Source organism: Curtobacterium sp. MCBD17_026 (assembly GCF_003234895.2).
GTDB lineage: Bacteria > Actinomycetota > Actinomycetes > Actinomycetales > Microbacteriaceae > Curtobacterium > Curtobacterium flaccumfaciens.
In genome coordinates, this window is record NZ_CP126281.1 from 81,287 (window position 1) to 106,011 (window position 24,725).

The window sequence follows — 24,725 nt, forward strand, 5'->3', positions numbered from 1 at the left end:
CGTGGCGACCCCGCCACGGGCCTCCAGTCCGTCGCAGGGACCGACCGCCGGGCCGGCGTCAGGGGGTGCCGGGGGAGGGCAGCTCCTGCCGGAGCGCCTCGGCGAGGCGGGAGGCGAACCGGCGGACCGCCGTCGCCTCGTCGACGCTCAGCGCGTCGATGGTCTCGATCAGCGGAGCGTGGATGTGCCCGTACGCACGCGCGAGGTCCTGCTCGGCGGAGCCGGTCGCCGTGATGATGACGCCGCGGCGGTCCTCGGGGTTCGCCCGCCGTTCCGCACGCCCGTCACGCACCAGGCGGTCGATGAGCTTCGTCATCCCCGCGGTGGAGAGCCGCAACGCCCGGGCGAGCTGTGTGGGGTTGACCGTCCGTCCATCGCGGCGCGCGAGCACCAGGTGTCGCAGGGCGAGGGCATCGATGGGGAGCATCCCCAGGGTGCGGAGCGCCTGCTCGTCGGCCTCGTGGACGCTGTCGCTCAGGGCCTGCAGGCTCGCGATCGCGGCGGCGCCCTCGGCGGTGCGCGGCTGCCGGTCGAACAGATCGGATCCGCGCTGCTGGTCGTCTTCGCTCATGGTCGCCCCTGCGTCCTGTCGTTTGGTGGACAAACCCCATGTTCCCCGACCTCCCTGGGAACCCAAACTGGGGAAGTAATCAGCCAGGCGAGACAACTGTTGCGGTCATGACGCCATCGATGTCCGGTGGCGGAGATCAGAAGGAGTGACCATGTCGAACACGGCAGGAAATCCCGCACGACACGACTCGGTCGTCCGTGCCACCTGGAACGAGACCAAGTCCGCACTCAAGACCACCGAGTTCTACGCCTGGCTCGTCGTGTCCATCGCGATCCTCGTTGCGTCGGCCGTCGTGGACAACGCGGACGAGGGCCACACCGGCTTCGGTGCCGACCAGGCCTGGCTGTACGTCGCGATCGTGACGGCCGCCTACGTCGTCAGCCGCGGCATCGCGAAGTCCGGCGTGCGCAAGCCCGACTGGAACGACGACGACCGACGCGACGTCAACGGTCGTTCGAACTGACGCCGAGCACCACGTGCACCCGGCTCCCGAGCCGGAGTGAGGCCGTCCCGATCGCATCGGGGCGGCCTTTCGTCACGTCCGCTCGTGTCGTCGCCGCACCGATACCGTGAACCCCATGCTCGACGCCACGCCCGCCTCGTTCGACACCCCCGCCGGCCGCATCGTCGGGACGGTCGACGGCGACGTGGTGCGGGTGCTCGGGATCCCGTACGCGCAGGCCGAACGGTTCGCCCCGCCGCAGCCGATGCCACCGTTCGCGGGCGAGCTGCACGCGTCCACCCCGTCGCCGGTCGCACCGCAGCCGCACGAGGAGTTCGTCGACCTGCTGCTCAACCCGATCCAGGGCATCGAGGTCGACGAGCACTGCCAGCGGCTCTCGATCACGCTGCCCGCCGACGTCCGTCCGGGCGAACAGCTGCCGGTGATGGTCTGGATCCACGGCGGCTCGTACGTCATCGGCGGCGGGGACCTGCCGATCTACGACGCCCGCGACCTGGTGACCGAGCAGCGCGTGATCGTGGTGTCGGTCACGTTCCGGCTCGGCGTGCTCGGGTTCCTCGGTGACGGCGAGACGATCCCGGCCAACCTCGGGCTCCTCGACCTGGTCGAGTCGCTCCGCTGGGTGCGCGCGAACATCGCTTCGTTCGGCGGCGACCCCGACCTGGTCACCGTCTTCGGGCAGTCGGCCGGCGGGGACGCGGCCGCGCACCTGATGATCAGTGCCGGCGCCGGAGGACTCTTCCGCCGCGCGATCATCCAGAGCGCTCCGCTCGGGCTGTCCCGCCGTCGGGCACGGATGAACCGCGCGATGGTCCGGGCGGTCGGCACCGTGCACGCCGACACCCCGCTCGAGGACCTGCTCGATCGTCAGGCGCTCGGTACCCGGGCCGCCGCGCCGTACGGACTCTCCGCCGGCATGCCGTTCGGCACCCAGTACGGGTTCGCGCCGCTGCCCGCCGAGCGTGACCTCGACGCCGAGTGGAGCCGGGTCGCGCCCGACGTCGACGTCCTGATCGGGTCCGGTTCGGACGAGGCGGGCATGTACGTGCCGCTCGTGCCCGGCCTGCGTCGGGTCACCCGGTCGCGGGTGCTGCGGTCGGCCCTGCGGTGGTGGGTCGTCCGTCCGCTGTCCGACGTCATCTACGGCCGCGATGCCCGACGGTTCACCGAACGGCACCGACGCGCCGGCGGGCGCGCGACCTCGTACCGACTGCACCGCGGTGTCACGAGCGCCCCGACCGGAGCCGTGCACATGAGTGACCTGCCGCTGCTGCTGGGTGGGCGCGAGGCCTGGGCCGGCACCCGGTTCGTCCCCGAACGCGACTGGCCAGAGGTCGAGCGCCGCGGCCGGGCCTTCCGCGCGATCTGGGCCGACTTCGCCCGCACCGGCGAGGTCCGGGCGCCCGACGACGAGACCCTGACGTTCGACCGCGGCTGACCCCGGAGCCGGCGATGGTGGCCGCGCCCCCTGAACTGGCGGTCGCGGGCTGCTGACCGGCCCCGCACAATCGTCAGCATGCCCACGACCGACGTCGACCTCCGCGCACGCATCGTCGCCGGGGCGATCAGTGCCTACCGAGCCGGGGACTTCCACCGCGTCGGGCCCGACGAGGTCGCCGAGCACGCCGGGGTCACGGCCGACGAGTTCCGTCGGGCGTACCCGATGTGGGAACTCCTGGTGGTCGCGGTCATGGACAAGTGGAACAACGGCAGCCGGCGCCAGCTCTGGCCCATCGCGGAGCGGGACGGCACGGTCGCCTACCTGCGAGCCCGGCTCGCTGCGGGCGTCGAGGACCCGGCCCTCGTGCGACTCCGGGTCGCCGTGCTCAGCGCCGCCTCGAACCCCGACCACCCCGCAGCCGGATGGTTCCGCAACCAGTACACGCGGGCGTTCGAGGACGTCACGCTCGCCCTGGTCCGTGACGTCGTCGCCGGCCGGGAGCCCCGCGGCGCATCGCCCCGGCACGCAGCCGAGCAGCTCATGGCGCTGTACGAGGGGCTCCAGCTCCAGTCCGTGATCCGCGACGACGGGGAACCGCTCAGCGCCTTCGACCGGGCGGTCGCCCGGATGCGCGTTGGCTGGGCAGCGGCACGCGTCGACGCCTGATCCGGGTCGGGCGAGCACGGCGGGTCCGTTGGCACCATGCGGGTCCGGGGCCTTGAGCGGCGAGCGGTCACGACTCCCCGCGCGTGCAGCGTCGCGCGGTCGCGTTGCGGCGTCTGGCGGTGTCGCAAGCAACGGTTTGTGACCGCTCGGCGGGCAGCCATCGGGGTGTCCTGACCGCGCGCCGGCGTGGACGTCCCGACGGCACGCCGGACGGCCGGGGAGGCCCGTGGCGGCGGCGACTCGCGCCTCCCGGCCCGCGGGGTGGTCGCGACACACCGCACGGGCTGCGTCGCGTGGTCACGTTCCGTCGCTTGCGGGCGGCGGGGCCGACGGTCCGTGACCGCTCGGCGTGCGGGCCGCGGGGGGTCGTGACCGGTCGGCGGGCTGGTGAGCGTCTGCACCACCCCGGTCCACGGCCTGGAGGCCCGGCGCGGCTGGCAGACGTCGGTGCACCCACCTGGCATGGTCGGCCCATGGAGTACACGGACTACGACACCCGGCTCGCCGCCTACGGCGTGATCACGGACGGTGACCGCGTGCTCCTGGCGAAGCTGCGCCACCCCGACGCGGGCACGTGGACGCTGCCGGGCGGCGGGGTCGAGTTCGACGAGACCGTCGAGCAGGCCGTCGTGCGCGAGATCCGTGAGGAGACCGGGTACGAGGCCCAGGCCGGTGCTCTGCTCGGGGTCCGGCACCACATCGTCCCCGCGGAACGCCGCATCCACGCCAACGGCCGGCCGATGAAGGCCGTGCAGGTGGTGTTCCGGGCGACCATCACCGGGGGAGCACTGCGCCACGAGCTCGACGGCTCGACCGACGAGTCGCGGTGGATCCCCGTCGCCGAGCTCCCGCACCACCGCCACGGCCTGCTCGTGCCGATCGCCCTCGGCTGGGCGGGTGCCCTGTCCCGCTGACCGCTGGCGTCACTCCTCGATGACGCTGAGGACGTTGCCCGACGGGTCGGTGAACCAGGCGATGAGCGGCCCGCCCTCCGGTTCACGCCCCGGTCGTCGGTCATCCCCTCGTACTGCAGGAACACGACGCCCTTCGCGGTGAGCTCGTCGACCGCGGCGTCGATGTCCGGCACCGGGAAGTTCAGCACGGTGAAGGCCGCGGGTTCGTGACCGGGGCCCTTCGGGTAGACGAGCACCTGGTGTCCGCCGCCGAGCTGCAGGAAGAGCATGCCGTGGTCCTCGGTGACCTCGACCCCCAGGACGTCCTCGTAGAACGCCTTCGCCTCGGGCACGTCGCGCACCGAGAACCCGCTGAACGCCTTCGTCGCATCGACCATGCGGCAAGTGAACCACCGCGGTCCGGCGTCGGTGCGCTCTGCGAGGATGAAGTCGTGAGCGACTCCGGCACGACCGTCGACCAGGCCGTCGAGCGCGCCCTCGAACTAGCCAGCTCGAACCGCCGCACGGTGCTCGGGATCGCCGGAGCACCGGGTGCCGGCAAGTCCACGCTCGCCCGCCGCATCGTCACCGCAGTCGACGACCGCCTCGGTGCCGGTACGGCGGTGCAGGTCCCGATGGACGGCTTCCACCTGTCGAACGCGGCGCTCGACGCTCTCGGCCGGCACGACCGCAAGGGCGCGGCGGACACCTTCGACGCCGACGGGTACGTCGCGCTCGTCCGCCGACTCGTCACCGCCGACGAGGACGTGGTGTGGGCGCCGGACTTCGACCGTCGCGTGGACGAACCCGTCGCCGGCAGCATCGCGGTGCCCCGCGCAGCCCGACTCGTGGTGTCCGAGGGCAACTACCTGCTCGACGACGCCGCACCGTGGTCGGCGCTGCCGGCGCTCTTCACCGAGACCTGGTTCTGCGCCGTCGCCGACGACGTGCGGCTCGACCGTCTGGTCGGCCGGCACATGCGGCACGGCCGCGACCACGACGCCGCCCGCGCGTGGGCGGTGGAGGTGGACGGCGTGAACGCCGCGAGGGTCGCGCCCACGGTGAGCCGGGCCTCCAGGACGGTGTGGACGTGACCAACGACGACAACCACGCGACACCGACACGAGGAGCGACCATGACCATCGCCATCACCGGCGCGACCGGCAACATCGGGGGCGCCGTGAGCGCGGCGCTCGCCGCGGACGCCGTGCCGTTCCGGATGCTCGTGCGCGACGCCTCGCGTGCGCCGGAGCTGCCCGGCACCGAGGTCGCCGTCGCGACCTTCGCCGATGCCGACGCGAGCCGGAACGCGCTGCAGGGCGTCGAGGTGCTGCTCATGGTCTCGGCGGCCGAGGCCCAGGACCGCCTCGACCAGCACCGGGCGTTCGTCGCCGCGGCGGCGGACGCGGGCGTGCGGCACGTCGTCTACACGTCGTTCCTCGGCGCGGCTCCCGACGCGACCTTCACGCTCGGACGCGACCACTGGGCGACGGAGCAGGCGATCCGCGAGAGCGGGATGGCGTTCACGTTCCTGCGCGACAGCTTCTACCTGGACTTCGTCGAGGACCTGGTCGGTGAGGACGGCGTGATCCGCGGCCCGGCCGGCGACGGCGCCATGGCCGCGGTGGCCCGTGCCGACGTCGCCCGCGTCGCGACCGCCGTGCTCCACGACCCGGACGCCCACCGCGACCAGACGTACGAGCTGACCGGCCCCGAGGCGATCACCCTCGCCCAGGCGGCGGCGATCGTGTCCGAGGTCCGCGGCCGCACGGTCAGCTACCACCCGGAGACGCTCGACGAGGCGTACGCATCACGTGCGCAGTGGAACCCGGAGCCGTGGCAGGCCGACGCCTGGGTGAGCACCTACACGGCCATCGCCGAGGGGGCGCTCGCGCACGTGTCCGGCGACGTCGAACGCATCACCGGGCGTGCGCCGATGTCCCTGCGGGAGGTGCTCGCCGCGGGCTGAGCCGCACGCGCGTGGCCGGCGCCGTGCTTCGTGGGCAGAAGGTGTCGGGTCGGCCGCGGGCACCCGACCGTTCCTGCTCACGAAGCGGCGCACGTGCCGATGTCCTCGGTCAGGACACCCGTCGCGCGGCGAACGTCCCGACGACGCCGAGGGTGAGCACCGCGACGAGCACGACGAGCAGCGGTGCCGTCCAGGTCCCCGTCGCTCCGTGCAGCGCACCGGCGACGAGCGGCCCGGCCGAGCCGAGCAGGTACCCGCCGCCCTGCACGAACGCGGACATCCTGCGGGCGTCGGCATCGCTCGAGACGATCCGCACGATCACGATGAAGATCACGGTGATCCCGCCACCCTGGGCAGCGCCACCGAGCACCGACCACAGCAACCAGAGCTGCGGGGCGAACAGCAGCCCGAGCGGCATCGCCAGCCACAGGGTGCCGACCAGGGCGATGATCGCCGCCGGACGCCACCGGGTCGCGAGCAGCGGGACACCGAGCGCCCCGACGACGGCCAGGATCTGGAACACCGACGAGCTCGCGCCCGACGACGCCTTCGAGAAGCCGATCTCGTCGTGCAGCAGCGTCGGGATCCACGCGGTCAGGGCGTAGTACGAGAACGCCTGACCGCCGAACGCGAGCGTCAGGCCCCAGGTGATGAGCCGCCGTGCCGGTCGGATGGGCTCGGCGGCGGCGACCCGTGCGGCCTCGGCGGCACGGGCGGTGCGGATCGCCCCGGTGTCGAGCACCTGGTCGATCGGACCCGTGACGGGCAGCGGCTCGTCCCGCTCGGACGGGAGCGGGCGGCGCCAGGCCGCGCGAGCACCGACCGCGTAGGTCCAGGCAGCGGCGGCGATGAGTGCGAAGACCGCCCAGATCGCGATGGCGACCGGCCAGCCCCACAGGGCTGCCAGGGGAGCGGTGCCGAGCGACGTGATCATCGACCCGACGTTGAGCGCCGACGTGTAGACGCCGGTGACCAGGCCGACGCGCTCCGGCGAGGTGTCCCGCCGGATGACCACCGGGATCACCACGTTGCCGATCGTGATGCCGATGCCGATGACGGCGGTGCCGATCAGCAGCGCCGCCGACGAGGGCATCGAGCGCAGGACGGTGCCGGCGAGCACGATGACGAGCGACAGGGACACCGCGCGCTCGGGGTCGGCCTTCGCGATGACCCAGCTGGCGAACGGCGTCGCGAGGGCGAAGCACAGCACCGGGATCGTCGTCAGCAGCCCGGCGATCGTCGCGGTCAGGCCGAGGTCGGCGCGGACGTCCCCGATGACCGGTGCGGTCGCGACGATCGGGCCGCGGAAGTTCAGTGCGATCAGGACGATGGCCGCCGGCAGCAGCCAGGCGGCACCGCGGAGCCCCCGCCGGACGACGTCGCCGCTCATACGGACGGCGTCGCGGACGGCAGCAGGATCGGCAGCAGGTCGAGCGGGGTGGCGGCGCGGGCGATGGTGCCCTCGGCCTCGTCGGGGGAGCCGTAGCCCCACTCGGCGAAGACGACCGGGACGCCGTGCACGGTGGCGCCCTCGACGTCGTGCTTCCGGTCGCCGATCAGCACCGGGCGGGTGATGTCGAAGCCGTGGGCATCGAGTCGTCGCAGTGCCTCTTCGACGACGTCGGCCTTGCTCGACCGCACCTCGTCGTCGCTGGCACCCGTGATGATGTCGATGTCCCCGGTGAGCCCGTAGTGCTCGAGGATGTAGGTCGCCGGCGTCTCCGGCTTGCTCGTCGCCGTCGAGATCGGCAGCCCCGCCTGGTGCAGGGTGCGCAGCACGACGTCGATGTCCGGGAACATCTCGGAGTCGAGCGCCCCGTGCGAGAAGTAGTGCTCGCGGTACACGGCGAGGGTGTGGTCGGCGAGCTCCTCGTCCATGCCCATCGCGACCCGGAACGTGTCCATGATCGGCGGACCGACGAACGACATCAGGGTGTCGTGGTCCGGCACCGGGACGCCGACGGTGCGGAAGGTGTGCGTCAGGCTCTCGAGGATGCCCGGCGCGGAGTCGCTGATGGTGCCGTCGAGGTCGAACAGGATGGCGGAGAACGGGCTGGTCATGTCCTGTCCACCCTAGCCGGGCCGTGGCGGTGACCATCCGGGATCCGTCGGCGGTGGGGCGGGGGTGCGCCGTGCCTCCAGGCCGGTCCTTCCGTTCGGAACCAGGTTCCGGACACAGAACCGTGGACAAGCGCGGTGTGGCGTCCGGAACCTGGTTCCGGGGGAGGGGGAGACGTGGTCCGCTCAGAACAGGCGGGTGTGCCCGCCCTCGATGCCGCGCATCGCGTCGTAGTCGAGCACGAGGACGCGGATCCCGCGGTCTTCGGCGAGGGTGCGCGCCTGTGGTGCCACGGTCTGCGCCGCCAGTACGCCCTGCACCGGACGCAGGTGCGGGTCGCGGTTCATGAGCTCGAGGTACCGGGTGAGCTGCTCGACCGCGTCGATGTTGGCGTTGCGCTTCATCTCGACGGCGACGCTCGCTCCCGCGTCGTCGCGGGCCAGGATGTCGACCGGCCCGATCGCCGTCATGTACTCGCGGCGCACCAGGGTGTGGCCGTCTCCGAGCAGCTCGATCTGCTCGGCCAGGAGTTGCTGCAGGTGCGCCTCGACGCCGTCCTTCACCAGGCCCGGGTCGACGCCCAGGTCGTGGGTCTCGTCGGACACGACCTCGTACAGCGAGACGATGAGCTTGTCCTGCGTCTTCTTCTGCGTGACCGTCCACACCTGCGTGATGCCGGCGCTCGACTGCTCGTCGTCCGGCTCGGTGATCTCGATCGAGCAGGGCGGGCTCATCCAGTTCAGCGGCTTGTAGCTGCCGCCGTCGGAGTGCACGAGCAGGGAGCCGTCCGCCTTGAGCATGAGCAGGCGGGTCGCGAGCGGCAGGTGGGCGGAGAGCCGGCCCGCGTAGTCGACGGAGCACCGGGCGATGACGAGACGCACCCCGGAAGCCTAACCGGCGTCGTGGCTCCGTGCCGACGGCACGTCGGTGCGGGCACCGCCACCGTCGACGTCGTCGCTGCTGTCGCGGGTGCTGGCAGCGTCGGTTGCGGTGGCAGCGCTGGCAGCGGTGGCAGCGCTGTCGGCCTGGAGGCGCGGCTCGCCTCCGCCGTCCACGTCGCCCGTGCTGCGGGCCGGGCGGGCGGCGGCGCCGGTCTCACGAGCGGCGCCCGACGCGAGTCCGGCCGCGATGATGAACACGAAGACGATCAGCAGCCCCTCGAGCAGGCCGATCTCCTCGCCGAGGAACCCGATCAGGGGCGGCCCGGCCAGGAACGCCACGTAGCCGATCGTCGCGACGGCGCTGACCCTGGCGGCGGCGGTGCGCGGGTCGTCGGCAGCGGCGGACATGCCCATCGGGAAACCGAGGCTGGCACCGAGACCCCAGAGCACGACGCCCACGATCGCGAGCGGCACGTTGTCGATGAAGATGAGCATGCCGAGGCCGACCACGGCGACGGCGGCGCTGATGCGCAGGATCGGCACGCGGCCGAACTTGTCGATCAGCGGGCTGCCGGCGACGCGACCGGCGGTCATCGCGGCGAGGAACACCGTCAGCACGGCAGCACCGCCCGCGTTGTCGAGCCCGTGCCCATCGATCATCGCGAGGGGCAGCCAGTCGTTCGCGGACCCCTCGGCCAGCGCCATGCCGAGCACGATCACGCCGATGAGCAGCGTCGAGGGCTGTGCCCAGACCTGCCAGCGGGTGAGCGGGGTCGCGATCGGGCTGGTGTCGGTCGACACCGGCTGCTCGAAGCGGTGCTCGTCCTGGAACTTCGTGACGGCGACGAGCATGGCGGCGCTCGTGATGAGGACGAGCACGATGAAGTGCCACGAGACCGGGATCTCGAGCTTCTCGGCCAGGGCGCCGAGGCCCGCGCCGGCGAGCGTGCCGAGGCTGAACGCGGCGTGGAACAGCGGCATGATGGTGCGCCCGCCGGCCTTCTCGGCGGCGGCGCCGGAGACGTTCATCGACACGTCGCACAGTCCGTTGCCGAAGCCGAACGCGATGAGCGCGATCCAGATGGCGGCGAAGCCCCACCCGAGCGTGACCGCGACTCCCGCGAAGACCATGCCGACCGCCAGGCACGCCGCAGCCACCTGCACGCCCCGGCGAGCACCGAGCTTGGCGACGATGTGGCCGGCGAAGGTCAGACCACCGATGGAGCCGACGGCCATGCCGAGCACGAGCAGACCCATCTCGAACGTGCTCGCCCCGAGGGAGTCGCGGACGCTCGGGATCCGGCCCAGCCACGTCGCGATGTCCAGCCCGGACAGGGTGAACACCACGAACACCGCGATGATCCAGGCCTTGGTGGTCGGGACGGTGCGGGTGGACGGCGTCGTCATGGTGGTTCCCATCGTGCTGCGGCGCGCTCGGAGCTGCGCGTTCTGGTGCGTGTCAGTGCTGGTCTTGCGGCTGTCGAATCGATTCGACTGCTCGTTCCGGCTACGCTAACGGGCGATGGACGAACCGGCAACAGGACCCGGCGCGTCGCCTTCCCGTGGCGGCGTCACCCGTTCGTCGCGCCCGACGCTCGCGGCGGTCGCCCGTGCTGCCGGTGTCGCGCCGTCAACGGCGTCGCTCGCCTTCAGCGGTCTCGGCCCGGTGTCCGAGGACGCCAAGGCCCGCGTGCTCGCCGCCGCCGCCGACCTCGGTTACGGCGGCCCCGACCCCCGTGCTCGTTCCCTGCGCCGCGGTCGCTCGGGCGTCATCGGTGTCGTGATGGACGAGCGTCTCAGCGACGCGTTCCGTGACCCGGTCAACGTCCTGACGCTGGACGGCATCGCCGAGGTAGCGGGTGCCGCAGGTGCCTCGCTGCTGCTCGTGCGGAGTCCGCTCGATGACGAGCAGGGCGCCGGCCCGCTGGTCGACGCCCCGATGGACGCCGTCGTGCTCGTCGGGTGCAACGTCCGGATCGACCCGGCCGTCGCGGTGCTACGGCGTCGGCAGATCCCCGTCGTCGCGATCGAGGCGGACGAGATCGAGGGCGCTGTCCCCGTCCAGCTCGACAACCGGGATGCCTCACGCCGTGCTGCCGCCTACCTGCAGGACCTCGGGCACGCAGCCGTCACCGTCGTGACCCTGCCCCTCGACGCCGCACGCCGACGCGGCCCGATCGACGCTGCTCGCCAGGCCGAGGGCATCGCCTTCACCACGCTCGAACGACTGCGTGGTGTGCGAGAGGTCTACCCGGACGCCGTCGCGATCGAGACCGCCGGGAGTTCGGTGGAAGAGGGGCGTCTCGCCGGCACTGAACTCTTCGCCCCGAACGGCCCTCGTCCCACCGCCGTCATCGCGCAGAGTGACCTGATCGCCGTCGGCGTGATCTCGGCCGCTCTCGACGCCGGACTCCGTGTTCCCGAGGACGTCAGCGTGGTCGGCTTCGACGGCATCACGGTGGACGACAGCCTGCTCCACCGCACACCCATCCGGCACCTGACCACCCTGGTGCAGCCCTTCGTGCAGAAGGGCCAGGCCGCAGCCCGTGCCGCCCTGGCCATGCTCGAGGGGGCGGAGCCGCAGCCGGCGTCGTTCACGTCGGAGTTGCGGGTGGGGGACACGACGGGGCCGCCGGCAGCAGTAGCAAAGTCGCATGTTCGCTAACTGATCCTCCGCCAGGCGCCCCTCGCCCTCAGTCTTAATGTATAACCCGCTAAGGTGCAGTGACATAAATAGGTGTTGCTTCGTTCTGTCGGCCCGAAGGTGCTTGCCCGCATGGACAAAGCCGTTTCGGCCTACCCCCTCTAGTTTCCTTCTTCTCCTGTCGCTGATTCTGTGAGAGCATCTCACTATGGCGATATCTCCAGTAGACCACTACGGCCTTTTCGAAAGCGTGCCGACTACGATTGGCGAGGTCCGCGCCTTCATGAACGAGGTCGAAGCCGCAGCTAGTCGCCTCGATGCTGACGTGTATTGGCGTGGACAGACCAATCATTCCTGGGGAGTTACGTCATCTCTGTCGAGGCTCAGTGATACCCCGACCGTTCTGACTGATCGCGATCTGCGAGAGGCGGAATCGTCCCTGATTGAGGAGGCAGCGCGCTGGGTCACTTCGCTAGCGACTTCGCCTGCCAACGAGCTTGAATGGCTTGCTCTGCTCCAGCATATGGGTGTTCCCACTCGGTTGATTGACTTCACCCCCGATCCGCTTATAGCGACGTTCTTCGCCAGCGAAGCTCATGACGATGTTGAGGGGCGGCTTTTCGCCATTCTCGTTCCGAAGGCAAACGCTCCACTCGAGGATGCAAGCGACTTTCGAGTAAACGACCTGACTCAGGGGGAGATTCGCCTTTGGACGCCCCCAGTCGCATTGTCCCCCCGGGTTGCCGCTCAGAAAGGTGTCTTTGTCCTGGGTCGACTACCGTCCACTGCGCCCCGCCGACGCGTCCGGGACCCTGAGTCTGTCGGCTCCCAGCGGCATATGCTTCGTTCTGAGGTGGTCTCGGTAATGTCCGTTCCGCTCGCAATCACCGGGATTGACGATCCCACTCTCCCTTATCAAAAAGGCGTCCGGTGCTACACGGCTCGCATACACGTTGACAAAGCGGCGCTTCGGGAGCAACTCGCAAAGCGCGCAAACAGGGGAGACCTTCGTCCCGCTGGCGACGCCATCGACTATGCTTTCTGCTATCCCGACGTGGAGGGCATGCTTCGATACTCGCGGGTGCTAGCTCGCGTTAAGCGTGGGCTTTAAGACTGCACGAGTTACCAGGAACCAAGGGCTGTACTGCATAAGCGGGTTTTTGATGCTCGAGCATCGAGCTGACTTCCGAGGTGGAAGGAAGGGCCGTACCCGCCGACCGGACCTCGCCGCCGTACTTTATCCCGAGGCGATGAAATCAACAGCGCCGCCACACCCCGACCCCCACCACCGCGACCAGGTTCACCGCACTTCCCACCAAGAACCCCGTCGTTCCGCCCGCGACTCCTGCGACGGGTCCGAGCACCGCCATGAGCCCAGCCCCGACGACGAACCCGGCCACCGAAGCCAGGGCGACCTGGCGCGAGCGTCCAGCGGCGAGCAACAGCGCCGCCGGCACCAGCCCGACGGTGAACACCCACACTGCGACCATCAGGTACCGCAGATCCGCGACGGCAGCGGCACCCTCGGCGGGGTAGACGATCGGCAGGAACCACCCCGCGAGCAGGGCGACCAGGCCGAACACGACGGCCGATGCCGCAGCGAACCCGACGACGAGCAGCAGCGCCCAGCGTGAGCGCAGCGATCCGCCATCGGTCCGGTGCGCGAACGCCGGCACGAGCACCTGCCCCAACGCCTGCCCGAGCATCGACGCCGGCGTCGCCAGGGTGAACGCGGCGGCGTAGACGCCGGCGTCGTGCGCCGACGACGTCACCTGCGCCGAGATCATCGTCAACTGCAGCAACCCGTTCGAGGTCACCACCGCCAGCACGTTCCACGCCGCGAACCCGAGCACCCCGGCAGCCGGTTCGCGCGAAGCAGGCGCGAAGCCGTTGCCCCGCGGCCAGCACGCGATCGCGAACACCGTGTACCCGATGGCCAGGGGCAGCAGCACGAAGGGCTCGAGCCGCGCAGCACACGCCACCACGAGCAACCCGAGCGCCAGCACACTCGTCACCGAGTCCCAGAGAGCGACCCGGGGCGCCCGGTCGTAGCCGAGCTGTGCGCCGCGGGCGTAGCAGTAGAGCCCGTAGCCGACGACGACCGCGGCACCGCCCAGAACCATCCCGGGGCCGTTGCCCCAGGCCAGCGCGATCGGCACGGTGACCGCCGCGAGCACCGCGCTCGACACCAGCATGGACACCCCGAGCAGCCGGTTCACGGCGGCGTCCGAGCGCCGACCCCGCAGTGCGATGGCCAGGAACCGCGATGCAGTGTTGCCTGCGGCGTTCGGCCAGAGCAGCGCGACGAAGACCGAGAGTGACAGCAGCGCCGTGGTCTGCCCGAGGGTCTCGGTGCCGAACACCCGCCCGACGACGACGGTCACGAGCAGCTTCGCGACGCCCTGCACCCCGATGCCGACCGTGGCGAGCACGGCCGACGAAGCGACCGACGACGACGGCGCCGCAGGAGAATCAGGCCCGGCAGACGAAGCAGGCCCAGCCGGAGACGGCCCGCTCATCGCGCCAACGCCTGTTCCACCCACCCGCGCCGGTGCGCCCGCACCCCGAGCGTCACCGCCCGGACCCCGATGTACCCGAGGGCGAAGGCAGCCCACAATCCCGCGAGGGTCCCGCCGGCCCACCAGAGCAGCGGCAGGTACACGACGAGGTTCAGGCCTCCGGCGATGGCCAGGTACCGCGCGTCCCCTGCGCCGATCAGCACCCCGTCGAGCACGAAGACGTACCCGGCGACGGGCATCCCGACGGCGATGAGCACCAGCACGACGGGCAGGGCGTCCCGCACCGCCTGGGAGTCCGAGAACACCGGCCCGAGCACCCCGCTCACGGCCAGGGTCAGCACCCCGAGCAGCACACCGCCGGCGATCCCGAGCAGCACGAGCCGTCGCGTCACCAGTCGCACCCGCTCCGGGTCCCGCCCGCCGAGCCCGTGCCCGACGAGCGCCTGCCCGGCGATCGCCAGGGCGTCGAGCGCGAACGCCAGCGTCGAGAAGACGGTCAGCCCGACCTGCGTCGTCGCCAGCCCGGTGGTCCCCAGCCCGGCAGCGGCCCCGACGGTCGCGAGCATCGCGATCCGCAGCGACGCGGTCCGCAGGAACAGCCAGGCCCCCGACCGCAGTGCACGGGCGACGCCCGAGGCGCCGGGTCGCAGCGGCGCCCCCGACGACCGCGCGGCCCGCACCGCGATGCGCACGTAGACGACGGCCATCGCCCACTGCACGATGACGGTGCCGGCGGCGGAACCCTCGACGCCCCAGCCGGCGCCGTAGATCAGGACGGCGTTGAGCAGCCCGTTCGCGACGAACCCGATGGTCGCGACGACGAGCGGGGTCTTGGTGTCCTGCAGCCCACGCAGCAGCCCGGTCGAGGCGGTCACGACCAGGATGCCGGGCAGCCCGACCAGCGAGATGGTCAGGTACGCGGTCGCCGCCGCCGACACCTCGGCCGAGGCGCCGAACAGGTCGACGAGCGGTCCGGCAAGCGGCCACCCGACCAGCGCCAGCACCACCCCCAGCACGAGCGCGAGCCACATCCCGTCGATGCCCGCGTGCACGGCGCCGCGACGGTCGCCACCACCGAGCGCGCGCGCCACGGCCGGGGTCGTCGAGTACGCCAGGAACACCAGCAGCCCGGTCACCGTCGACAGCACGGCGCTCGCGAGCCCGACGGCCGCCAGCGGCGTCGCCCCGAGGTGCCCGACGAGCGCGGTGTCGGTCAGCAGGAACAGCGGCTCGACCACGAGCGCTCCGAGCGCCGGCACCGCCAGCCGCACGATGTCGCGGTCGACCGCGCGCCGCTCAGCGGTCACAGCGGGTCGCGTCGGTGGGTGCACCGACCCATTCTGTCGGCGATGCCGACCCGTCGCGGTCATCAGGCGGGGTGGGCGCGACGCCACGACGGACTGGAGGCCCGTGGCGGCGCCGCCACGGGCCTCCAGTCCGGTGGTCCCACGTCGTCAGGCCCGACGCGCGTTCCGGTCGACCACTCGCGTCAGTCGGCGCGCGGTTCCGCGGGGACGGCGCCGGTGGCGGCGTGCGCGGGTTCGGCGACCTCGGTCGAGGACTCGTCGGTGCCGCGGGCCCGGCCGATGACGTCCATCAGGTGGTAGACGACGATCGCGGCGATGGTGCCGACGATGATGCCGCCGAAGCTGGCCTGGCCGAAGCGGAACGTGAAGTCCGCGATGCCGATGATCAGGGCGATGCCGGCGGTCAGCTGGTTCTTCGGCTTCGAGAAGTCGACGCGGTTCTCGACCCAGATCCGGATGCCGATGACGCCGATCAGGCCGTAGAGCGCGGTGGTGGCGCCGCCGAGCACGCCGGCCGGAACCGAGGAGATGACCACGCCGATCTTCGGTGACAGGCCGAGCAGGACGGCCGCGATGGCGGCGACCCAGTAGGCGGCGGTGGAGAAGACGCGGGTGGCGGCCATCACGCCGATGTTCTCGCCGTAGGTGGTGGTGGCGGAGCCGCCGCCGACGCCCGCGAGCACGGTCGAGATGCCGTCGGCGAAGAGCGCGCGACCGGTGAGCGGCGTGAGGTCACGGCCGGTCAGCTGTCCGACGCCCTTGACGTGCCCGACGTTCTCGGCGACCAGCGCCAGGACGACCGGCACGAACGCCAGGTAGATCGCGAGCTGCGACGGGTCGAACGCGGGCGCGGTGAAGTCCGGCAGACCGATCCACTTCGCCTCACCGACCTTCGAGAAGTCGACCTGCCCGCCGATGAGCGCGGCGACGTACCCGACGAGCACACCGATGACGATCGACAGCCGGCCGATCAGGCCCTTGAACAGGACGGTGACCAGGATGATCGCCGCCAGGGTGATGAGTGCGATGACCGGGGACGCCGTGAAGTTGTCGCGGGCGGCCGGTGCCAGGTTGAAGCCGATCAGCGCGACGATCGCGCCGGAGACCACCGGGGGCATCAGGCGGTCGATCCAGCCGGCTCCGGCCAGGTGCACGACGAGGCCGACGATCGCGAGCAGCGCGCCGACGACGATGATGCCGGACAGGGCGAGCGGGATGCCGCCGATCTTGGTGGCAGCGCCGATTGGGGCGATGAACGCGAACGACGACCCGAGGTAGCTCGGCAGGCGGTTGCCCGTGATGAGCAGGAACAGGATCGTGCCGATGCCGCTGAACAGCAGCGTCGTCGACGGCGGGAACCCGGTGATCAGCGGCACCAGGAACGTGGCGCCGAACATCGCGACGACGTGCTGCACGCCGAGGCCGATCGTCCGGGGCCAGGTGAGTCGTTCGTCCGGTGTCACGATCGTCGTCGCGGAGACGGTCTTGCCGTCCCCGTGCAGCTTCCACGGAAGTCCCATGCGATGACCGTACCGGCAGCCGTGCGCCGGTGACGACCCGGATCGGCCTGCCCCATGGGGACGGTGGCTATCGTGGACGACATGACCGACGTCGCACGTGCCTCCGGCATCCACACTGACGAACTCGACCCCGCGGTGCGCCCCCAGGACGACCTGTACCGCCACGTGAACGGGACCTGGATCGAGGCGACGCCGATCCCCGACGACAAGGCCCGGTACGGCTCCTTCACGGTGCTGGCCGAAGCCGCCGAGATCGCCGTGCGCGACATCATCGAGCGCTCGCAGCAGGCCGCCCCCGGCACCGAGGAGCGCAAGGTCGGTGACCTCTTCACCTCGTTCACCGACGAAGCGCGGCTCGAGGAGCTCGGCACCGCCCCGATCGAGCACCTGCTCGCCGAGATCACCGAGATCCAGTCCGTGCGCGAGGTCATCGCCGCCGTCGGCCGCTTCGAGCGCCTCGGCCTGCCGAGCTTCCTGCAGCTCTTCGTCGACAACGACCCGGGCGACCCCGAGTCCTACGTCGTGTTCCTGGAGCAGTCCGGCCTCGGGCTGCCCGACGAGTCGTACTACCGCGAAGAGCGCTTCGCCGACATCCGCGAGAAGTACCGCGAGTTCGTCGCGGCGATGTTCCCGCTCGCCGGCCTCGACGACGGCGGTGCCCGTACCGAGCACGTCATCGCGCTCGAGACGGCGCTCGCCGCCCAGCACTGGGACAACGTCACCACGCGTGACAGCCAGAAGACCTACAACAAGCTGCCCTGGGCCGAGGTCGCGGCGCTCGCGAAGGGCGTCGACCTGCAGATCTGGTGGCAGGCCATCGAGGCACCGGCGGGCGCCTTCGAGACCGTCGTGGTCCGTGAGCCCTCGTTCATCACCGGCCTGGCCGACCTGCTGAACGACCAGCCGCTCGAGGTCTGGAAGGACTGGCTGCGCTGGCAGGTCATCCGTGGCTCCGCCGCGTACCTGACGAGCGCGTTCTCGGCCACGAACTTCTCGTTCTACGGCACCGCACTCACCGGTGCGCCCAAGCAGCGCGAGCGCTGGAAGCGCGGCGTCTCGCTGGTCGAGGGCGCGATGGGCGAGGCCGTGGGCCGCATCTACGTGCAGGAGCACTTCGACGAGACCTCGAAGGCCGAGATGGACGACCTCGTCGCCAACCTGGTCGAGGCGTACCGGCAGAGCATCACGGGGCTCGACTGGATGACCGACGAGACCCGTGCCCGCGCGCTCGACAAGCTCGACAAGTTCACGCCGAAGATCGGGTACCCGGTGAAGTGGCGCGACTACTCGGCGCTGCCCGTCCGTGCCGACGACCTGGTCGCCAACGTCCGCGCCAACGCCTCGTTCCAGGTCGACCGCGAGCTCGGCAAGATCGGCAAGCCGATCGACCGTGACGAGTGGTTCATGACCCCGCAGACGATCAACGCGTACTACAACCCGGGCTTCAACGAGATCGTGTTCCCCGCGGCGATCCTGCAGTTCCCGTTCTTCGACGCGAGCCGCGACGCCGCCGCGAACTACGGCGCGATCGGTGCCGTCATCGGGCACGAGATCGGCCACGGCTTCGACGACCAGGGGTCGCAGTACGACGGCGACGGCAAGCTCGAGAACTGGTGGACCGAGGCAGACCGTGCCGCGTTCGAGGAGCGCACGAAGGCCCTCATCGCCCAGTACGACGCCCTGGTGCCGACCGAGGTGCCCGACGGGCACGTGAACGGTGCCCTGACGATCGGCGAGAACATCGGTGACCTCGGTGGCCTGTCGATCGCGTGGAAGGCGTACCTGCTCTCGCTCGACGGCCAGGAGCCCCCGGTCGTCGACGGCCTCACCGGTGCCGAACGCTTCTTCCTGAGCTGGGCACAGGCCTGGCGCATGGCGATCCGCCCGGAAGAAGCGGCTCGTCTGCTGTCGATCGACCCGCACTCGCCCAACGAGTTCCGCTGCAACCAGGTCGTGCGGAACATCGACGTCTGGTACGACACCTTCGGCGTGACCGAGCAGGACGCGATGTACCTCGACCCCGCCGAGCGCGTCGCCATCTGGTGATGACGGAGCCGGACGCGGCCCGGTCGTCGCGCCGCCGGCGACCGGACGACCGCCCAGCAGGTGGCGGCCGCGGTCGTGGGCGGCACAGCGGCCGGCCCGACGACCGCTTCACCGCCACCACCGAGGCCCTCGGTGCCCTCGCGCTCGAGGGTGCCGGGGTCAGCGCCTCGGTGATCGACACCTCGAGCGGCAAGGCCCTGCTCGCGATCGACGACACCCTGGTGCAGCCGGTCGCGAGCCTGGGCCGTGTCCTGCTGCTCATCGAGGTCGCCGCCCAGCTCGAGGACGGCCGCCTGCACGGTGACCGCCTGCAGCGCATGGCCCGCGACACCGCGACCGGTGCCGGCCTGTGGCAGTTCCTGCAGGAGCCCACGATGCAGGTGCCCGACCTGGCGACGCTGGTCGGGGCCAACGCCGACGCCTGGGCCATGAACGCACTGCTGTCGACCGTGGGCATCGACGCCGTCCGTGAGCGCGCGGAGTCCCTGGGCATCGAGCGCACGGCGTTGATCGACCGCGTGCGGGACCGCCGCGGACCGGATGACGCCCCCGACGCCTCCGTCGCACCGACCGGGGAGCTGTCGTGGGTGATGCGCGGACTGGCGCTCGGCGAGGTCGTCGACGAAGCGGTGTCGAACCGGGTGCTCGGCTGGCTGTCCCTGGCGAGTGACCTGAACCTGGTCGCCGGCTCCTTCGGGCTCGACCCCCTGGCGCACCGGGCGCTCGACCACGGGCTGCAGGTCGTCGCGGTCACCGGGTCGAGCACCGGCGTGCGGGCCGAGGCGGGGATCCTGCGGGGGCCGGGGTCGTCGGTCAGCTACGCCGTGACGGTGACGTTCGACGACGCCTCCTTGCAGCGGCGGTTGGCCGTCGTCGAGGCGCTGCGGACCATGGGCACCGAGGTGCTCGAGGCCGTGCACGCCCCGGCTCGTCGCTGAGGGCGCTCGCCGCCGCCCGTGCCGAGTCTCGGCCCGGCGGACAGATCACTGGCGGAGCGACGGCGAAACTGTCCGCCGGGTCGAGACTCAGGGAGCGTGCTGCCCCTCCGGCGCCGGACGCCGCATCCGGTTCGGTCGGCGTCCAGGGACCACGGGCACACTCCGAGACAAGCAACCCGAGCAGCGGAGGTCGGACATGACGGGCAAGCACGAACAGGCACGAGGCGACGAGGGTCGCGCGGACGGGGTCGAACCCCGCGCCGGAGCCTTCACGGACAGCGAGATCCCGGGCGAGGACCCCGTCGAGTCGACGGAGCCCGTCGGCGAGTTCGTCTCGAGCGACATCCCCGGCGAGACGCGTCCGACCGGAGCCGGACCCGACGGCGAGTACGTCGACTCGGACATCCCCGGCGAGGCCGAGCCGGCCCAGAACGGCGAGGTCGGGGAGTACACCGACACCGACAAGGCCTGACGGTCAGTCGATGAGCTCCGCCGCCACCAGGCGGCGGAGCGTCTCCGCGCCCGCAGGCGGGCAGCGGTCCGCGTCGGCCGAGGTGACCCACTCCACCTCGTCCACCTCGGCCGAGGCGACGGGCGTGGCGGAGTCCAGCGGGCCGCCCGGCCGGACCAGGAACAGGGTCATCGCGACCATGGTCCCCGGAGCCTGCCCGTGGGCGGGTTCGAGCACGACGCCGAACGGGTCGACGTCGGCGGCGGTGAGCCGCAGGCCGGTCTCCTCGTACGCCTCGCGCACGGCGGCCTCGACATCGGTCTCGTGCGGCTCCGCCTTGCCGCCGGGCAGGTAGAGCACGTCGCGCGCCCGGGCGCGCACCATCAGGACGCGTCGATCACGCACCAGCAGCAGCGCACTCACGCGCAGCGTGGGTGGTTGAGGAGCGGCCTGGAGGCTCAGCTCGCGTCCGCCTGGTCGTCGCGATCCGAGGCGGTCGGGTCCAGTGCAGTGCGGTCGGCCAGCGGGACGACGGGCGACGGCAGCTCCGGTTCGGCCTCGGGCCGGACACCGTACAGGGAGTCGATCGCCCCGACGAACTCCTCGCCGCGACCGGCGCGACCGAGCTCACGGGCGCGGACCGAGGGACGGTGCAGCAGGACGCCGACCAGGTGCCGGAGTGCCCGCTCGGTGTGCTCGACGGACTCGCCGTCGGCGTCCGCGCGGCGCTTGGCCCGCTCGATCTCGTCGTCGAGGATGTCGAACACGTGCTTGCGGAACGCCACGAGCGCCGGGGTCGTCGACTGTTCCATCGCCTGGGCGCGGAACCGGGACACGGCGTCGTCGACCATCGCGCGGGCCTCGGACTCGGCGTTCAGCTCGGAGATCGGGGCGTGGATGCTGATCGTCTCGAGGTCGAGCAGCTCGACGCCGTCGACACCGGCGGCTGCGGGGTCGACGTTGCGGGGGAGCCCGAGGTCGATGACGATGCGACGGACCCCGTCGTCGAGGTCGGCCGGTGCGACGACCGGGACCTCGCTCGAGGTGCAGGTGATCAGGACGTCGCTCTCGCCGATGGCCTGGCGCAGGTCGCGGGCGGCGACGAGGTCGTGCTTGGCGGCGAACCAGGGCGCCCGGCCCGAGGGCGAGAACACCTGGATGTTCGTGGCGCCGCGGTCACGCAGGGCGGCGATGGTGGTGGCCGCGTAGCTGCCGGTACCGACGAGCAGCACGCGGGTGCGGGCCCAGTCGGTGACCCGTGACGAGGCGAGTTCGAGGCCGAGGCGCACGAGCGACCGGCCGGCGGCGCCGATGCGGGTGCGGGTCTTGACGCCGCGCGAGGTGTGCGCAGCCTCTTGGAACAGGCGCTCGAGGTCCGAGGTGGTGGTGCCGTTCGACCGCGCGTCCTCGAGCGAGCGACGGACCTGGCCGGAGATCTCGGTCTCGCCGACGACGACGGACTCCAGTCCGCTCGACACGGCGAACAGGTGCTGCACGACGTCCTTGCCGTCCAGCACGTTGACGGAGTCCAGGACCTCGGTCGCGTCCAGGTCGCTCGCGGCGGCCACGGCCTGCACGGTGGCGGAGACGGCGGAGTCGCTCTCGTCGCCCGCGATGTCGAGGTACGCCTCGAAGCGGTTGCAGGTGGCGAGCACCACGGCACCGTCCAGGACGCCGGCATCCGTGACGAGTCGGCTGGCTGCCGCGGGTGCACCGATGCTCAGTCGCTCCAGGAGATCGAAGCTGGCGTTGCGATGCGACGCCGTGAGACAGATGAGCACGTAGTCAATGGTAACGCGCTCGATGGGAGAATCATCCGGTGACCGAAGCGACGACCACATCCCTCCCCGACTCCCACCCCCTGGCATCAGGGCGGACGAGTGGTTCCCGCCTGGTACGGGCCCTGCGGGGTGACCGTCCGGAGACGCTCCCGGTGTGGTTCATGCGCCAGGCCGGACGGTCACTGCCGGAGTACCGGGAGCTCCGGGTCGGCACAGCCATGCTCGACGCGTGCCTCGACCCGGAGATGGCGTCGGAGATCACCCTGCAGCCGGTGCGCCGGCACGGGGTCGACGCGGGCATCTTCTTCAGCGACATCGTCGTGCCGATCAAGCTCGCCGGCGTGGACGTCGAGATCGTCCCCGGTCGTGGCCCGGTGCTCTCGTCGCCGATCCGCACCCCCGCCGACGTCGACGCCCTCGAACAGCTCGACCCCGCGGCCCTCGCCCCCATCGAGCAGGCCGTCCGACGCACGGTCGAGCAGCTCGGTGACACCCCGCTGATCGGCTTCGCGGGGGCGCCGTTCACCCTCGCCGCCTACCTGGTCGAGGGTGGCCCGTCCAAGGACCACATCCGCGCCCGCACGCTCATGCACGCCGACCCCGAGACCTGGTCGCGGCTGCTCGCCTGGGCCGCCGAGGTGTCCGGGATGTTCCTCCGGGCCCAGGTGCTCGCCGGGGCCTCGGCCGCGCAGCTCTTCGACTCGTGGGTCGGGTCGCTCTCCCGCGCCGACTACGTCCGGTCCGTCGCACCGCACTCCGCCCAGGCGATGTCGCACGTCGCCGAGCTCGGGGTGCCGCGCATCCACTTCGGCGTCGGCAGCGGCGAGGTCCTGGCCGACATGACGACCTTCGGCACGGACTCCGTGGGCGTCGACGCGGTCGGGGTCGACTGGCGCCTGCCGCTCGACCAGGCCGTCCAGCGCGTCGGCACCGGGGTCAGCGTGCAGGGCAACATCGACCCGGCGATGCTCTCGGCGCCGTGGGGTGTCCTCGAAGCGCACGTCCGCGACGTCGTCCGTCGGGGCGGTGCCGCACGGGCCCACGTCGTGAACCTGGGCCACGGCGTCCCGCCCGAGACCGACCCGGAGGTCCTGACCCGGGTGGTCGAGCTGGTCCACTCGCTCGGCGACGGCCGCGCGGACGGCGGCGCAGCGCAGGACGGAGCCGGCGCGTGACCGACGTCGTCGTGGTCGGCGGTGGGGTCGCCGGGCTCGTCACCGCCCGTGACCTCGCCAAGGGCGGCGCCCACGTGGTGCTCGTCGAGTCCTCGGGCGAGCTCGGCGGCATGATCCGTCGGCACACCGTCGGCGGGATCGACCTGGACATGGCGGCCGACTCGTTCGCCACCCGCACGGACGCCGTCGGCCGCCTGGCGATCGAGCTCGGGCTCGGCAACGACGTCGTCGCCCCCGACCCCCGCGGTGCCTGGCTGATGACCCGCGACGGCCGGACCTCCCCGATCCCGGCGACCGGGCTCCTCGGCATCCCGAGCACCCCGATGGCCGCGGACGTGCTGGCCGTGGTCGGGCAGAAGGGCGGCCTGCGCGCCCAGATGGACTCGCTGCTGCCGGCACCGGTGGGCGCCAAGGCCTCCTCGCTCGGCGAACTCGTCCGTCGGCGCATGGGGGAGCGGGTGCTCGACGACCTCGTGGTGCCGATCGCCGGTGGCGTGCACTCCACCCACCCCGACCAGCTCGACCCCGATCGGGTGGCTCCGGGCCTGCGCGCCGCACTGCTGCGCGAGGGCTCACTCGCCCGGGCTGTCCTGTCGCTGCGGGCACGCGCGGCCGCCGGCACCCCGGTGCAGGGGATCCGCGGTGGGACGGTGCGCCTGGTGGACGAGCTCGTCGCCGACATGGAGACCTACGGGGTGAACGTCCGGCTGCACACCCGGGCGACCCGCATCGAGGCGCACGCGGTCGAGATCGTCAGCGCCGACGGCACGACCGAACGGCTGCCCGCCCAGCACACCCTGTCCTCCGTCGCCGACCCGGAGCGCACCGCCACCCCCGACCGGACGGGCATCCAGCTCGTCACGCTCGTCGTCGACCAGCCGGAGCTCGACGCCGCCCCGCGTGGCACCGGGATGCTCGTGCACCCGGACGCCCAGGCGGTGTCGGCGAAGGCCCTCACGCACGCGACGGTGAAGTGGCCGTGGCTGGCCGACGTGGCGGACGGACGCCACGTCCTGCGGCTCAGCTACGCGACCACCGGGACGGACCCTGCGGGCGTCGCCAGGAGCCTCCCGGTCGACCCGACCGACCCCGTCGGCAGCCGCGCGCTGCAGGACGCGTCCACGCTGCTCGGTGTGCCGATCACGGCCGACCGCGTCAGCGGCGCCGCACGCGTCGGCTGGTACGGGCCGGACCTGACCGCGGCCGCGCTGGCCGAGGGCGTCGTCGGCATCGGTGAGGCCTCGACCGGACGGGGCCTGGCGGGGATCATCGCCGCTGCTCGGACGGCAGCCGACGAGATCCTCGGTTCCTGAGCGGACCGCGCAGCCCCTGAGGGCTACTGTTGGTCAGACCGCCGGACGTATTCCGTTCGGTGCATGACCACCGCACAACCAATGCACG

At 71.6% G+C, this 24,725-nt stretch carries 23 protein-coding genes and 1 pseudogene; 13 read left to right on the forward strand and 11 right to left on the reverse strand.

The annotated features are described in order from the left end of the window. Positions 1-58 precede the first annotated feature (58 nt). Positions 59-571: a MarR family winged helix-turn-helix transcriptional regulator gene (locus DEI85_RS00380; RefSeq protein WP_110861996.1), complete on the reverse strand. Its 513-nt coding sequence runs from the start codon at positions 569-571 to the stop codon at positions 59-61. A gap of 151 nt (positions 572-722) precedes the next feature. On the opposite strand from DEI85_RS00380, the gene DEI85_RS00385 reads away from it, so the two are divergent. From DEI85_RS00385 to DEI85_RS00400, 4 genes are all read left to right on the forward strand, one after another. Beyond that, entirely contained in the window at positions 723-1,034 is a 312-nt protein-coding gene (locus tag DEI85_RS00385) for a hypothetical protein (protein WP_110863626.1), read from the forward strand. A gap of 115 nt (positions 1,035-1,149) precedes the next feature. After that, positions 1,150-2,472: a carboxylesterase family protein gene (locus tag DEI85_RS00390; RefSeq protein WP_111123741.1), complete on the forward strand. Its 1,323-nt coding sequence runs from the start codon at positions 1,150-1,152 to the stop codon at positions 2,470-2,472. A 78-nt stretch (positions 2,473-2,550) separates the two neighbouring features. Then, the gene (locus DEI85_RS00395; protein ID WP_110862002.1) at positions 2,551-3,141 is read left to right on the forward strand and encodes a TetR/AcrR family transcriptional regulator; all 591 of its coding nucleotides are present in this window, start codon (positions 2,551-2,553) and stop codon (positions 3,139-3,141) included. Positions 3,142-3,614: 473 nt separating this feature from the next. Next, a complete protein-coding gene (locus DEI85_RS00400; protein WP_027466986.1) occupies positions 3,615-4,055 on the forward strand; it encodes an NUDIX hydrolase in 441 nt (146 codons plus the stop codon). A 176-nt stretch (positions 4,056-4,231) separates the two neighbouring features. Here DEI85_RS00400 and DEI85_RS17630 read toward each other — a convergent pair. Further along, positions 4,232-4,432: pseudogene (locus DEI85_RS17630) on the reverse strand (VOC family protein); the annotation flags it as partial. Positions 4,433-4,486: 54 nt separating this feature from the next. Here DEI85_RS17630 and DEI85_RS00410 point away from each other — a divergent pair. Beyond that, on the forward strand, positions 4,487-5,128 hold the full coding sequence (locus tag DEI85_RS00410; RefSeq protein ID WP_111123740.1) for a nucleoside/nucleotide kinase family protein: 642 nt from the start codon (positions 4,487-4,489) through the stop codon (positions 5,126-5,128). A gap of 41 nt (positions 5,129-5,169) precedes the next feature. Further along, the gene (locus tag DEI85_RS00415; RefSeq protein WP_111090818.1) at positions 5,170-6,003 is read left to right on the forward strand and encodes an SDR family oxidoreductase; all 834 of its coding nucleotides are present in this window, start codon (positions 5,170-5,172) and stop codon (positions 6,001-6,003) included. A gap of 109 nt (positions 6,004-6,112) precedes the next feature. Here DEI85_RS00415 and DEI85_RS00420 read toward each other — a convergent pair whose 3' ends face one another. From DEI85_RS00420 to DEI85_RS00435, 4 genes are all read right to left on the reverse strand, one after another. After that, the gene (locus DEI85_RS00420) at positions 6,113-7,393 is read right to left on the reverse strand and encodes an MFS transporter (protein ID WP_111123739.1); all 1,281 of its coding nucleotides are present in this window, start codon (positions 7,391-7,393) and stop codon (positions 6,113-6,115) included. Beyond that, complete coding sequence (locus tag DEI85_RS00425; RefSeq protein WP_111123738.1) at positions 7,390-8,064, reverse strand: HAD hydrolase-like protein; 675 nt, start codon at positions 8,062-8,064, stop codon at positions 7,390-7,392. The genes DEI85_RS00420 and DEI85_RS00425 overlap by 4 nt, the downstream gene beginning before the upstream one ends. Positions 8,065-8,247: 183 nt before the next feature. Continuing rightward, entirely contained in the window at positions 8,248-8,943 is a 696-nt protein-coding gene (gene nucS, locus DEI85_RS00430) for an endonuclease NucS (protein ID WP_027466993.1), read from the reverse strand. A 9-nt stretch (positions 8,944-8,952) separates the two neighbouring features. Beyond that, positions 8,953-10,350, reverse strand: a complete 1,398-nt coding sequence (locus DEI85_RS00435; RefSeq protein WP_258376357.1) for an MFS transporter — start codon at positions 10,348-10,350, stop codon at positions 8,953-8,955. Positions 10,351-10,465: 115 nt separating this feature from the next. On the opposite strand from DEI85_RS00435, the gene DEI85_RS00440 reads away from it, so the two are divergent. Both DEI85_RS00440 and DEI85_RS17585 read left to right on the forward strand, forming a co-directional pair. Next, positions 10,466-11,608, forward strand: a complete 1,143-nt coding sequence (locus tag DEI85_RS00440; protein ID WP_111123737.1) for a substrate-binding domain-containing protein — start codon at positions 10,466-10,468, stop codon at positions 11,606-11,608. A 262-nt stretch (positions 11,609-11,870) separates the two neighbouring features. Next, entirely contained in the window at positions 11,871-12,698 is an 828-nt protein-coding gene (locus DEI85_RS17585) for an FRG domain-containing protein (RefSeq protein WP_349815126.1), read from the forward strand. A gap of 145 nt (positions 12,699-12,843) precedes the next feature. Here the strand turns inward: DEI85_RS17585 and DEI85_RS00445 are convergent, their stop codons facing one another. From DEI85_RS00445 to DEI85_RS00455, 3 genes are all read right to left on the reverse strand, one after another. Next, complete coding sequence (locus DEI85_RS00445; protein WP_111123735.1) at positions 12,844-14,019, reverse strand: lipopolysaccharide biosynthesis protein; 1,176 nt, start codon at positions 14,017-14,019, stop codon at positions 12,844-12,846. Between the two features lie 83 nt (positions 14,020-14,102). Then, positions 14,103-15,413 carry an MATE family efflux transporter gene (locus DEI85_RS00450; RefSeq protein WP_111123734.1) on the reverse strand — a complete coding sequence of 437 codons (1,311 nt, stop codon included), beginning with the start codon at positions 15,411-15,413 and terminating at the stop codon, positions 14,103-14,105. A 182-nt stretch (positions 15,414-15,595) separates the two neighbouring features. Further along, complete coding sequence (locus DEI85_RS00455) at positions 15,596-16,933, reverse strand: uracil-xanthine permease family protein (RefSeq protein WP_111123733.1); 1,338 nt, start codon at positions 16,931-16,933, stop codon at positions 15,596-15,598. Positions 16,934-17,014: 81 nt separating this feature from the next. Between DEI85_RS00455 and DEI85_RS00460 the strand changes: the two genes are divergently transcribed. The 3 genes from DEI85_RS00460 (at position 17,015) to DEI85_RS00470 (ending at position 20,389) form a co-directional block, all read left to right on the forward strand. Beyond that, positions 17,015-18,979 carry a M13 family metallopeptidase gene (locus DEI85_RS00460; RefSeq protein WP_111123769.1) on the forward strand — a complete coding sequence of 655 codons (1,965 nt, stop codon included), beginning with the start codon at positions 17,015-17,017 and terminating at the stop codon, positions 18,977-18,979. Continuing rightward, positions 18,979-19,917: a serine hydrolase gene (locus tag DEI85_RS00465; protein ID WP_111123732.1), complete on the forward strand. Its 939-nt coding sequence runs from the start codon at positions 18,979-18,981 to the stop codon at positions 19,915-19,917. The genes DEI85_RS00460 and DEI85_RS00465 overlap by 1 nt, the downstream gene beginning before the upstream one ends. 196 nt (positions 19,918-20,113) lie before the next feature. Further along, positions 20,114-20,389 carry a hypothetical protein gene (locus DEI85_RS00470; RefSeq protein WP_111123731.1) on the forward strand — a complete coding sequence of 92 codons (276 nt, stop codon included), beginning with the start codon at positions 20,114-20,116 and terminating at the stop codon, positions 20,387-20,389. Positions 20,390-20,392: 3 nt separating this feature from the next. Here the strand turns inward: DEI85_RS00470 and DEI85_RS00475 are convergent, their stop codons facing one another. Both DEI85_RS00475 and DEI85_RS00480 read right to left on the reverse strand, forming a co-directional pair. Continuing rightward, a complete protein-coding gene (locus tag DEI85_RS00475) occupies positions 20,393-20,791 on the reverse strand; it encodes an NUDIX hydrolase (protein WP_111123730.1) in 399 nt (132 codons plus the stop codon). Between the two features lie 35 nt (positions 20,792-20,826). Further along, positions 20,827-22,149, reverse strand: a complete 1,323-nt coding sequence (locus tag DEI85_RS00480; RefSeq protein ID WP_110863603.1) for a glutamyl-tRNA reductase — start codon at positions 22,147-22,149, stop codon at positions 20,827-20,829. Positions 22,150-22,187: 38 nt separating this feature from the next. Between DEI85_RS00480 and hemE the strand changes: the two genes are divergently transcribed. Next, entirely contained in the window at positions 22,188-23,324 is a 1,137-nt protein-coding gene (gene hemE / locus DEI85_RS00485; protein ID WP_111123729.1) for a uroporphyrinogen decarboxylase, read from the forward strand. Further along, the gene (locus DEI85_RS00490) at positions 23,321-24,637 is read left to right on the forward strand and encodes a protoporphyrinogen/coproporphyrinogen oxidase (protein WP_111123728.1); all 1,317 of its coding nucleotides are present in this window, start codon (positions 23,321-23,323) and stop codon (positions 24,635-24,637) included. Before hemE ends, DEI85_RS00490 begins: the two co-directional genes overlap by 4 nt. The last annotated feature ends 88 nt before the right edge of the window (positions 24,638-24,725 follow it).